Origin of the sequence: Metabacillus niabensis (assembly GCF_902829255.1) — a bacterium.
In the GTDB taxonomy this organism is placed as follows: Bacteria; Bacillota; Bacilli; order Bacillales; family Bacillaceae; genus Metabacillus; species Metabacillus niabensis.
The window spans coordinates 1-10,984 of sequence record NZ_CADEPK010000350.1 but is presented as its reverse complement, the minus strand read 5'-3'; the positions used below and the strand labels follow the sequence as shown (position 1 = coordinate 10,984).

Annotated in this window: 10 protein-coding genes; all 10 read right to left on the bottom strand. The window is 33.7% G+C overall.

The window, feature by feature from the left end; genetic code table 11:
• Positions 1-2 precede the first annotated feature (2 nt).
• A complete protein-coding gene (locus tag HU235_RS19750) occupies positions 3-944 on the bottom strand; it encodes a M23 family metallopeptidase (RefSeq protein ID WP_174881323.1) in 942 nt (313 codons plus the stop codon).
• 320 nt (positions 945-1,264) lie between these two features.
• Positions 1,265-2,443, bottom strand: a complete 1,179-nt coding sequence (locus HU235_RS19745) for a hypothetical protein (protein ID WP_174881322.1) — start codon at positions 2,441-2,443, stop codon at positions 1,265-1,267.
• Positions 2,421-2,969 (bottom strand): RNA polymerase sigma factor SigX, encoded by a 549-nt coding sequence (sigX, locus tag HU235_RS19740; protein WP_095301091.1) that lies wholly within the window; start codon positions 2,967-2,969, stop codon positions 2,421-2,423. The genes HU235_RS19745 and sigX overlap by 23 nt, the downstream gene beginning before the upstream one ends.
• A 262-nt stretch (positions 2,970-3,231) precedes the next feature.
• A complete protein-coding gene (locus tag HU235_RS19735; RefSeq protein ID WP_095301090.1) occupies positions 3,232-3,807 on the bottom strand; it encodes a cob(I)yrinic acid a,c-diamide adenosyltransferase in 576 nt (191 codons plus the stop codon).
• 205 nt (positions 3,808-4,012) lie between these two features.
• Positions 4,013-5,812, bottom strand: a complete 1,800-nt coding sequence (locus HU235_RS19730) for an ATP-binding protein (RefSeq protein WP_233452313.1) — start codon at positions 5,810-5,812, stop codon at positions 4,013-4,015.
• A complete protein-coding gene (locus tag HU235_RS19725) occupies positions 5,809-6,531 on the bottom strand; it encodes a response regulator transcription factor (protein ID WP_095301088.1) in 723 nt (240 codons plus the stop codon). The genes HU235_RS19730 and HU235_RS19725 overlap by 4 nt, the downstream gene beginning before the upstream one ends.
• A 176-nt stretch (positions 6,532-6,707) precedes the next feature.
• A complete protein-coding gene (ccsB, locus tag HU235_RS19720) occupies positions 6,708-7,883 on the bottom strand; it encodes a c-type cytochrome biogenesis protein CcsB (protein WP_095301087.1) in 1,176 nt (391 codons plus the stop codon).
• A 13-nt stretch (positions 7,884-7,896) separates the two neighbouring features.
• Positions 7,897-9,519 (bottom strand): cytochrome c biogenesis protein ResB, encoded by a 1,623-nt coding sequence (gene resB / locus HU235_RS19715; protein WP_174881321.1) that lies wholly within the window; start codon positions 9,517-9,519, stop codon positions 7,897-7,899.
• A gap of 16 nt (positions 9,520-9,535) precedes the next feature.
• A complete protein-coding gene (gene resA / locus HU235_RS19710) occupies positions 9,536-10,057 on the bottom strand; it encodes a thiol-disulfide oxidoreductase ResA (protein WP_174881320.1) in 522 nt (173 codons plus the stop codon).
• 90 nt (positions 10,058-10,147) lie between these two features.
• On the bottom strand, positions 10,148-10,882 hold the full coding sequence (gene rluB, locus HU235_RS19705; RefSeq protein WP_095301084.1) for a 23S rRNA pseudouridine(2605) synthase RluB: 735 nt from the start codon (positions 10,880-10,882) through the stop codon (positions 10,148-10,150).
• Between the last annotated feature and the right edge of the window lie 102 nt (positions 10,883-10,984).

Below are 10,984 nucleotides of genomic sequence, written 5' to 3'. Positions count from 1 at the left end.
CGTTATGTATTAGGGTTAATAACCAATACTTGATTAGGATAAATGGTTTCATTTATCAATTGGTTATTCTTTTTAATTGAATTTGCATCGGTCTTATATTCATTCGCAATTGACTGTAGTGTATCACCTTTTTGCACAACATAGGTTTCCATTTTATTTACATAAACAACTAGCTTATCACCTTCATAAATCAGATCAGACTGAAGTTGGTTCCATTCTTGTATGGCTTGAACCGAAACTTTATATTTCTGTGAGAATTCCCATAATGTATCTCCCTTTTTAATTGTTACTACTTGTTTATTGCTCTCAGTATCTTTTTTTTCTTGTTTTATACTACTTCTTCCCACTATTGAATTATTCATTTCAGTCTTCATCGCTTTATGTTTAACATCTTGTTCTTCGGAAGTTGGATTTTCAATGTTTTTATTTGCTGATACAGAATTACTTGGTAATTCAAAGACAAATAACGGATCAAGCGCATTATTTTTTTCAGCGGTCCATTCTCCTTTATGTAATTCAAAATGAAGGTGAGTCCCCCTCGATACCCCAGTATTTCCAATAATACCTAGTAGCTGTCCTTTATTTATAGTCTCTCCTTCTTTAACTAACCTTTTACTGAGATGAGCATAAACAGTTTCATACCCTTCAGGATGTTGTACAAAAACAACATGTCCATAAGAATCAGAATAATAGGACTTAGAGACAACTCCATCTGACACAGAAATTATTTCCGTACCTTCAGGTGCTGCAATATCAACACCTTTGTGATTCCCATTTCTAGTACCAAATGTATCTGTTATTTTCCCTCCATGAACAGGCTGAATCCAGTGTTGCTCCAACTCGTCTATGTATGATTTAGCAAAAGCAATCTTTTGATTCCCAACCGCCGTAACAAATACTATAGCAACAATCAACAAAACCATATGTTTTATACTTTTCAACATTTCATTCTCCCCCTACATTTTTTGCTCTTCGTCATGGTCTAACAGTGATCATCTTAGAAGTTAACCTGACCACACTTCACCAGCATGCACTACTTTCGTACAATTATGCTTAGGCTTGAATTCAATAATAGGACAACAAAACAATTTACTCTTTTTTAAACTACACGTCCATTGTATGTAGACGGGTTATAAAAAAGAACAAGTGTAGTATATAACATAATTTTCCACATTATACATCCTTTTTGCTCTTACAGTATTTCTTTTATGAAATTCATTTTTTTATTTAAATATAAAAAAGAGGCTCATATACAAAGAGCCTCTTAATGTTCTTCAATTGGGTTTGGTGAAAACGGTACTTCAATTGGGTGTGCTACATCCATAACCCCAATATGATTAATATCAATTCCTTTAAAATAAACTGTTTTAAACCCAAACTCTTTTGCGGAAAGCAAAATGGATTCTAACATAATAACAAATTCTTGATTATCCTCAAATTTGCTGCCAGCTTCAAATTCTACTTCTAATTGCTCGCCGTCTTCAAAAATATTTTTTATTATAATATGATTGACTATTGTTGGCTTTAGTTCATGATCCAATCCAGTTTTCATCGCATCTATTGCTTGTTCAATAGAATCATATGAATTTGGAGAAGGTACTAGAAGCTTTTGTGTTTCTTCACTGTATTGGTAAAGAAAATACGCCTTCTTTAATTCTTTCTGCATTTCTACTTCATTTTTCACACCATAATTCGAAAGTTCTATTCCTTGTTTATCATTTGTATATAAATTTGCTTTTTTATAATTATCCCATCTAAACGTTTCAATTACAGAATTGAGAAATAACGTTTCTTCACTGCTTCCGCTTATCTGTACATTTTTATGATAATCAATATTAACCTCTTCATTATTTGCTTCTTCATCTATTTCTGCCCCTGATAATTCAAAGGAGATAGGTCCAAGCTCATCACTGTAAATCTCCGGTTTTATTTCCTCTATTACCTCGATTTTTTTCTTTTTATCATTTAATTCAAGACTTACCGGTAAAATTAGCTCCGCCTGATCATTTGTAAAGCCTACAGTTATTATATCTTCTGCTTCACTTGCCTTTGTCACAAATGTTTCTTTCTGATCTTCCATCAATACTTGATTTAGTTGATGGTCAACATCTTCATTCTTATCATTTGAAATAGTCTGTTCACTCGTTTGACCATCATCCTGAACTGCTGTCTCGATTTTTGCCTTTTCTGAATTAGATAAATCCATTGCAGTTTTTTGTTCTTTTGCACCTTGTTCCAGAATAAGTGGTGTTAATATTGCGATAAGGAATAGTGCAGCAGCAGTTGCTATCGAAGGCGCAATCCAATTTTTTTTCTTTTTTCTCGATTGTATTTTAAATTGAATAGACTGATAAATCTCATCTGCAGTTTGTTTATCTTTGACAAGTGGCATTTGATTTAAAAGACGTTCAATCTGTTTCTCATTCCAATCCGGTTTTTTCAATTGAATGCCCCTCCTTTTCAGAGATGCTAATCATATGTTTTTGTAAATGTTTTAACGCTCTGTGTTGTGTCGTTTTAACCTTGCTAGTTGTCCAGCCTAATGCTTCAGCAGTTTCAGTTATCGATAGGTCTTGCAAATATCTTAAAATAAGCACGGAACGCTGATCTAACGTACAATGATCTAACGCACGATACATCCATTGGATCTGTTCATTTTGTAACGCAATTTCATCTGGTAATGGCTGATGATCTTGAATTTGCTGTTTATCCCAATCAAATTTATCGATAATTCTTTGCCTTATTGTCTTTTGTTTGCGAAAGCTATCAATTGCCACATGCCTAGCTATAGAAAATAGCCAAGTCTTCTCACTACTTCTACCTTCGAACTTATCATAAGCTTTTAATACACGTATATATACTTCCTGAACTAAATCTTCAGCTTGTTCACGATTTTTCACCATATAAAATAAAAATTGAAATAAATCATGATGATAATTACTATATAATCTTTGAAAGGTATCCTCCATGAATGCCCCTCCATTTCTAAATTAGTCGAAAAGGAATTAAAAAAGTTGCAAAATAGCAACCAGAAATATTAATGTAATATTAATGTAACATTTGTAATTAACTAATATTTACTTTAGCATAATTTCTATCAAACTACGAATAGATTTTTCTATTATTTACTAACTTTTAAATTCCTTAAGCAATCAAAAAAATAGACTCACCACTTTATAAAGTACCAACTAGTGGTGAGTCGTTGTCCTTCGACTTTTTTGTATAGAGGAATTATTCTTTAGAAGGTTTTGTTTTAAAGACTAATGCGCTTCTTTCATATTCAATATCACGGACACCTAAACGATAATTAATAACTCTTGCTATTGCAAAAAGATAGTCAGATAATCGGTTTAGATAAATCAAAACATTCTGATTAATCTCTACTTCTTTTTGCAAAGTGACTGTACAACGTTCTGCTCTTCTAACAACCGTTCTTGCAATATGTAATACTGCTGACGCACCACTACCTCCAGGCAAAATAAACTTTTCAAGCTCTGGTGCTTCCTTAACATAATGATCAATTCGTTCTTCAAGATATTCCACCATTTGAATAGTCGTTTTATAAGGATATTTTTCTTTTACAACAGCTAAGTCTCCTCCACAATCGAATAATTCATGCTGGATCTTTACTAACTCTTGATAAATATCAGAAAACTGCTCATCCTTTAACAATGTCATTGCTTGCCCAATAAAGGAGTTTGCTTCATCTATCGTTCCATATGCCTCCACACGTATGTCATCTTTCTCAACTCTTCCTCCTATAATGCTTGTTTGCCCTTTATCACCTGTTTTTGTATATAATTTCACTTCATCCACTCCTAGTAATAAATTCATATTTAGTTTATTGTATTTCTTACTACCTTTTAGCTTTTTGAAGTGATATCTTTCATACAGTTAGTTATAATATTTAAGTCTAGCCTGTTTTCAACTTTAAAACTGTATTAATGTATTTGAAAGCAATAGGTTATAGGTCCATTCCATGTTCCTTATGAAACAAGATTGTTCGGCAAAATCATTCAGCTTCCAACTTTTTTCGTGGTAGGATGATACTAAATGTCGTACCTTCACCTATTTTACTATGAACTTGAATTTTGCCACGATGTGCTTCAACGATATTTTTAGCAATCGCTAAGCCTAATCCTGTTCCTGATCTTCCACGAGTCCTTGCTTTATCTGCCTTATAAAATCTTTCAAAAACAAAAGGTAAATCCTCTTCTGGAATACCACTACCTGAATCCTTAACGCGAATCATTAAACCATTTTCCTTCATATCAACATTAATAATTACGGATCCATTTTCAGCTGTATGCCTTATTGCGTTATCAACTAAATTCGTTAAAACTTGTTCGATTCGATCTGGATCAAAAACGTACTCTTTTTCAACTAATTGAATTTTTCCCTCGATATATATCGATTTTTCTCTCGCAATACCTTGGAATTTCCGTACAATTTTATCGATAAATTGTTCAACGTTTACGGTCTCATGATTTAACGTAATATGCCCGGCTTCCATTCTTGCTAAATCTAATAGATCATTTACTAATCTTCCCATTCGTAATGATTCATCATAAATAATTTGTGCAATTTCCTTTTTTTCTTCCTCAGAGCTTGCAATATCATCGACGATCGCTTCACTGTATCCTTGGAGCATTGAAATTGGAGTTCGTAATTCATGACTAACATTTGCAATAAAATCTTTTCTTAATTTATCCAAACGGCGTTCCTCTGTCATATCTCTAAGAACTGCAACTGCTCCACGAACATATGATTGATTATATAAGGGACTCATAAGTATAACCCAGCTTCTCCCTTGTAAAGTTATTTCATGAGCCTGTTCCTTATTCATCGTAACAACATATTCAAATAACTGCTTCACTTCAATAGGGAGCTCTTGATGTTTTTGAACATTTTTTCCTTGCTCAAAGTACCATGCTTGTAAAAAACGTTCGGCAGGTGGATTTGTAATGAGAATTGATCCATCAATATTTAACGTAATAACTCCGTCAGCCATGCTACTTAATATATTTGTTAAATGTTCCTTTTCCTGACTTAACGCATTTATATGAAACTTTAATTGTTTTCCCATTTGGTTAAATGCAATTCCTAAATCACCAATTTCGTCATTTGACATTATCGGTACACTCGTATCAAATTCGCCTCTAGCTAAGTTTTGTGCTACTTCCTTCATTTTTCTTAACGGATACGTAATCCTTGTTGAAAGAAAGAATGCAAAAATAGTTGTTAAGACAATCGCTATTCCTGCAGCTAATAAGATAAATTGTGTTGTATGTTTTGTTGTTTCCTGAACAGCCAACAAAGACTGGGAAATAAATACCGCACCATTTTCATTATCCTTATCTTTATATGGTATTCCGACAATGAGTACTTCATCTTCATTATTCTCTACCTGATTTACAGTGTTAACCAAATTCGTTCGTTTACTTACTTCTTTTCGATCTGTTAAAACCTTTCGTAATTCAGGATCATTTTGTATATTTTTATATTGCAAATGAGGGATTTTATCAGACTTATTTGACAAGATCTCGTTTTCCTTTTCATTCTCGATAATAAGGATATCTGTTAAATCATCTGTCAATTCCCTTGAAATAGATATTGCTAAATCTCGATCCTGATGCCTTTCCATTATATTCGATACTTTTGTCGCCAATTGATTTAATTCTTCCTCAGCAACATTAACATGATAATTTTCAATAAACTCAAGCATCAAAACAGTTAGGACGAATAAGACAAACGAAACTAATAACAATATTGTTGCCCATAATTTCCCAACAACACTTCTAAATAGAATCATGCATTAGTAACCTCAAACTTATATCCTACTCCCCAAACGGTTACAATCATTTTTGCAGCTTCTGGAGATACTTTACTTAGTTTTTCACGAAGTCGTTTTACATGTGTATCAACTGTTCTTAAATCACCAAAAAATTCATATTGCCATACTTCCTTTAATAATTTTTCTCGGTCATACACCTTATCTGGTGTTCTTGCTAAAAAGTATAAAAGTTCATATTCTTTCGGTGTTAAACTTACTTCAGACCCATCCGCTGTAACCCGATGAGCATCATGATCAATTGATAGATGTGGGAAAACAATAACATTTTTTGTTTTCGTTTCTGTTTTTAAATATGAAGTTTGAGAAGCTCGACGTAATAAAGCTTTTACACGAAGTACAACTTCACGCGGACTAAATGGTTTTACAATATAATCATCTGTTCCAACCTCAAAGCCTTGAACACGATTTGCTTCTTCTCCTTTTGCAGTAAGCATAATAATCGGAGTAGCGATTTTTTCTCTTAACTTTTTGCATACCTCAATCCCATCAATTCCAGGCATCATAATATCAAGCATGATTAAATCGAAATCATTATTTAATCCTAATTCAAGTGCCTCTGTTCCATTCTCAGCTTCGATAATTTCATAATTTTCTCTCTCTAAATACATCTTTAACAAACGACGGATTCTCTCTTCATCATCTACAACTAATATCTTTGCATTATGGTTCTCTTCCATTTTATCTGCCTCCTAAATTTAAAGCCTCAATATATTCATGTTGAATTGGAGCAATTTTAACATATTAGTAAAAAGCCTTCACTGCAAGAGAGTGAAGGCTTTAATAGCAGTGTACTACAAATTTCATACTTTTACACTTTTTATATTACATTCTCTCTAGTTTTTACATTTTTCTCTTATGCATAAGAATGCAAGCCTGCAATAACTAAGTTCACGAAAATTAGATTAAACATGATGATAGCAAAACCAATGACTGCTAACCAAGCAGATTTTTCACCATGCCACCCTTTCGACAGTCGCAAATGTAAGTATGCTGCATAAAATAACCAAGTTATTAGGGCCCATACTTCTTTCGGATCCCAACCCCAGAAGCGTGTCCAGGCAATTTGCGCCCAAATCATCGCAAATATTAGAGCACCTAATGTAAAGATTGGAAACCCGATCGCAACAGAACGATAACCAATTTCATCCACAAGTTCAAGGTTTACATTTTTTGTAAACGGCTTGATTACTGCAGATATTCGTTTTCTAAAAATAAGTCTTAAGATACCATATAATATTGTACCAATTAAAACAGACCAAATAACAGTATTTAGTTTTGCAGCTGAGATAATTGCTGGTAATTCAAGAAGTGGTTCAAAGCGTCCTTCTGTTACTAATTCGCCCTCGTTCGGTCCTACAAGTGCAGGCAATTGAAAAGACATAACCGCTTCTTTTCCTTCTTTATCCACCCAGTTAAAATCCGCTTGATAATCAAAACTTCTAAAGATAGTTGTAATAAGGATAAATCCAAGGGTTACAACTAACACATACATAATACTCTCTAGCCAAAACGTTTTTTTCGACGATTTCTTTTGGTCTACTACAGTCACTAAGTGAATAATTCCAGCAATCGCACTAATAGCTAAAATCGCTTGACCAAGTGCAGCTGTCGTTACATGAATATATAACCAATGACTCTGCAATGATGGAATTAATGGTGTAATGTCTGACGGAAACATACTACCATATGCAATTAATAAAAGAACAATCGGTAATGTAAACAACCCTAAAATTGCAACTTTATAAATGAAATATAGAATAATAAAAGCTAGAACAAGCATCATCCCAAATGCTGTAGCAAACTCAAACAAGTTACTTACCGGTGCATGCCCTGAGGCAATCCACCTAGTAATAAAATAGCCGATATTTGCAATAAATCCAGCAATGGTTGTGCCAACAGCTAAAACTGTCCATTTACTTACTTTTTCTATTTTTTTTCGCTTATCGCGTATTGAACCTCCAAATAGAAAAATGGCCACTAAATAAAGGATAAAAGCAATTTCAAGTAATGTACTACTTAGTGCTGCCACATTTTCCCCTCCTTTATGACTCGTCCTTCTGTTCCTTTGGTATTGTTAGCGCTGTATCTTTGAATATAGTTTTCATTTCATTTTGAATTCCATACCAGTTTTTGTTAGTATGTGCTGCGATTAATATTTCATCTTCATTCTTCTTAATCCATATTCTTCTGTGATTCCAATACATCCCCTGAATTACACCTATCATAAAGATTGCTCCACCAAGTCCTAAAATCCAAAGTGTTAAATCTTTTCTTACAGTAAGAGCTGTTAAATTTTTCGTTTCTACATTTTCGAATTTCAGCTTATATTTGTTATCACCATTTGGTTCAATCGTTTGCTGAATTGCAACAAAGCTTGTCTCACCTTCTGATTTATCTGGTGTAATCATATTAAAAACAAATGCAGGATTATTTGGTACCCTCGTTTTTGTTGCAGGTTCGCCATCATCATCAAAATAGAAATCTGGTAAATATGTTGCGATTTCCACCTTATATCCATTTCCTAAATCGTATTCCTTTTGTGGATCAAGTAAATCAACTGTTATTTGCCCAAAGCTTTCTTCTGTTTCTTTATCTATTAAACTAAAGGTCATCTTATTTAGTTCATTCAGTTTATAATCTACTTGATAGAGAGAAAAAGAATCAAATTTCAGCGGTTCATTTACACGAATCTGTTTCTTCTGAATTTCTTCAAGTTCTGGTGTTGCACCGTGAACGATCTCTCCCTTTCTTTCATATAAAATAACGTTCGATTGAAAGTTTTTCACAACGCTTCCATCACCGACACGTGAAATTGCATCTTCAAAAACTTCATCTTCTTTATCTTTCTCGTAAACTTCCATTATAAATTTTTCGTTTTTTAAATAGTATTTCCCATCAGTACCAGGAATAACTGCTGTTTCTCCTTCTCTTAGCCAAAGAACCTCATCTACATACATCCCTGGAACAAATCTAAGCATCGCACCTATTAAGAAAATAATTAATCCACAGTGGTTTACATAAGGACCCCACCTAGAAAACCTTCCTTTTTCCGCAAATATATTACCATTCTCTTCTCTAATTTTATAACGTCTAGCAGCTAGACGTTCTTTAATCATTTCTGCTGGTAACTCATTGGTTTTCGTAGCGCTAAAAAGCCTTTGTCGCTTCATGAATGATTCATGTCTCGTTACACCTTGCTTTTTTAAAGCACGATAAAGCGGGACAAAGCGATCTAGACTTGCTATAACAAGTGAAATACCTAATGAAGCGACTAAAACCATATACCACCATGAACCATATAAATTGTGAAATCCTAACATATAATAAAGCTGACCGAGAATACCGTATTCATCTTTGTAAAACTCACTTGCAGTTACAGTTGGTGGGATATATAGCTCCTGTGGAAAAACAGTCCCTAATGCAGATGCAATAAGTAGAAGCACAATAATCCAAACCCCTACTTTAACAGACGAAAAGAAATTCCAAATTTTATCAACAATTGTTTTTTTATATGTTTGTGAACGTCTTGCTGAACCATCATATTTCATATCCAGTAATTTTTTTGAATCAGTTTTCTCACGAACCGCGATTGTATTTCCGCATGATTCACATAATATTGTTCCTTCTGGATTAACATGACCACACTCACATTTTACCTTATTCATGCTGAAAACTCCCCATTTAAGGTTTTATCTCTTCCATAAAGTCCCTTACCATTCTTTCCGTTAATGAACCAGAAGTAATATGTACAACTTTTCCCTCGGGATTGATTAAAAACGTAGTAGGCAAAGGATCAACCCCATATGCATTTAACACTTGTTTATCTTTATCTAAGACGATTGGGAATGATAAATCTAGTTCATTAGCAAAGCTTTCAACTGCAATATTTGACTCTGCTATGTTAACAGCAAATACTTCAACACCATGATTTTTGTAATAATCATATTGGTTATCCATATATGGCATTTCGCGTTCACATGGTTCACACCAAGTACCCCAAAAATTTAAGAAAACGCCTTTACCGCGATAATCTGACAGTCGGTGTTCATTCCCCTCAAGATCCTTTAATACAAAGTCTGGGGCAACGCTACCAATTTTCACTTCCTCTTTTGTAACAAAGAAGTTTGAATATAAGGTATACCCAAGTGCACCAATAAGTAGAACTAGTATAATTGAGCGCATAATTAATCGGTTCTTTTTCATTCCGAATTCACCTACTTTTAAACATTCAGTAGAATTATACCATTATCTAAATACATGATTAGTCATTTTTTTTGAAGTTTATGTGAAAAATTACTTTCGTCCGGTTCCATGGTTAGCAAGCGCACGTAGCTGTTTTACTTCATGTGGCGTCAGTTCCCGAGAATCCCCGGTTGCTAATCCCTTTAAATCCAAAAATGCATAACGTTCTCGTTTAAGCTTTTGAACCTGATACCCTATTGCTTCAAACATTCTTCTAACTTGACGATTTCGTCCCTCGTGAATTGTGATTTCAACAATACTTGTTTGTTTTTTCTTGTCAATTGAAAGCACCTTGATAACAGCCGGAGCTGTTTTACCATCTTCAAGATGAATTCCCTTTTCTAATTGTTTTATTTTTTCACGAGGAGGTATTCCCTTAAGCTTTGCTACATAGGTTTTCTCTACCTCATAACGAGGATGCATTAAACTATTTGCAAAATCACCATCATTTGTAAGTAAAAGCAAACCTGAAGTATCATAATCTAATCTACCAATTGGGTATATTCTTTGTTTTATATATGGAAAAAAGTCTGTAACAACCTTTCTACCTTTATCATCCTTTGCCGCTGATATAACTCCAGTTGGCTTATATAGTAATAAATATACTGGTTCCTCACGTTCTAACGGAATTCCCTCAACTTCTATTCGATCTTGGTCACTCACTTTCACCCCAAGCTCTTTAACAACCTTTCCATTCACTTTCACTTTACCTTCTAAAATCATTTGCTCAGCTTTTCTTCTTGATGTAATTCCTGCATGAGCAATCACTTTTTGTAAGCGTTCCATTTCATTCACCTCGTAAACATATTACAGTTTTCCTACCATATTCACAAGTTTTGGATAGTTTCATTTCCAAATCATTTATAGTTATGAAAAATGTGCTTACTC

Bases quoted from the DNA above. Each gene is read 5' to 3' on its own strand.
- rluB (WP_095301084.1), bottom strand. From the start codon at position 10,882: ATGGAACGCTTACAAAAAGTGATTGCTCATGCAGGAATTACATCAAGA.
- HU235_RS19725 (WP_095301088.1), bottom strand. From the start codon at position 6,531: ATGGAAGAGAACCATAATGCAAAGATATTAGTTGTAGATGATGAAGAG.
- HU235_RS19750 (WP_174881323.1), bottom strand. From the start codon at position 944: ATGTTGAAAAGTATAAAACATATGGTTTTGTTGATTGTTGCTATAGTA.
- HU235_RS19730 (WP_233452313.1), bottom strand. From the start codon at position 5,812: ATGATTCTATTTAGAAGTGTTGTTGGGAAATTATGGGCAACAATATTG.
- resB (WP_174881321.1), bottom strand. From the start codon at position 9,519: ATGAATAAGGTAAAATGTGAGTGTGGTCATGTTAATCCAGAAGGAACA.
- resA (WP_174881320.1), bottom strand. From the start codon at position 10,057: ATGAAAAAGAACCGATTAATTATGCGCTCAATTATACTAGTTCTACTT.
- sigX (WP_095301091.1), bottom strand. From the start codon at position 2,969: ATGGAGGATACCTTTCAAAGATTATATAGTAATTATCATCATGATTTA.